Source organism: Vibrio sp. 970 (assembly GCF_033339075.1).
Genome location: NZ_JAWOTW010000259.1, coordinates 1 through 741 on the forward strand (window position 1 = coordinate 1; position 741 = coordinate 741).

1 protein-coding gene is annotated in these 741 nt (G+C 50.1%); it reads left to right on the top strand.

Annotated elements, in window-relative coordinates; all coding sequences use genetic code 11:
- The coding region (locus R7Q11_RS26045) for a 3-hydroxyacyl-CoA dehydrogenase family protein (protein WP_263857200.1) at nucleotides 1-741 on the top strand (741 nt) is incomplete at both ends.

Sequence of the window (741 nt, forward strand, 5' to 3'; positions counted from 1 at the left end):
TTGGTGCGAAAACTTCTGATGAAACCATCAACCGCGTAGTGGCGTACGCAGCGAACATGGGCAAATCACCAACCGCCGTGACCGTCTGTCCGGGGTTCTTCGTCAACCGCGTATTATTCCCGTACTTTGGCGGTTTCAGCATGTTGCTTCGTGACGGTGCAGACTTCACTAAAGTCGACAAAGTCATGGAACGCAAATTTGGCTGGCCGATGGGACCGGCGTACTTGCTTGACGTAGTCGGCATCGATACTGCGCACCACGCACAAGCGGTGATGGCAGAAGGTTTCCCTGAGCGAATGGGTAGACAAGGTCGTGACGCGATTGATGCTCTATTCGAAGCCAACAAATACGGTCAGAAGAATGGCAACGGTTTCTACAGCTACACCATTGATAAAAAAGGTAAGCCTAAGAAAACCTTCACTGAAGATATCTTGCCAGTACTGGCAGACGTCTGCGCGGATAAACAAGAATTCGATGAGCAAACCATCATCAAACGTATGATGATTCCGATGATCAACGCAGTGGTGCTGTGTCTGCAAGAAGGTATTATTGCAACTCCTCAAGAAGCAGATATGGCGCTGGTTTACGGCCTTGGTTTCCCTCCATTCCGCGGCGGTGTATTCCGCTACCTAGACAGCGTAGGTATTGCTGAATTTGTTGAAATGGCAAAACAGCACGCTGATCGAGGCGCGATGTACCATGTTCCGCAAATGCTGATTGGTATGGCTGCGGAAGGCGAAA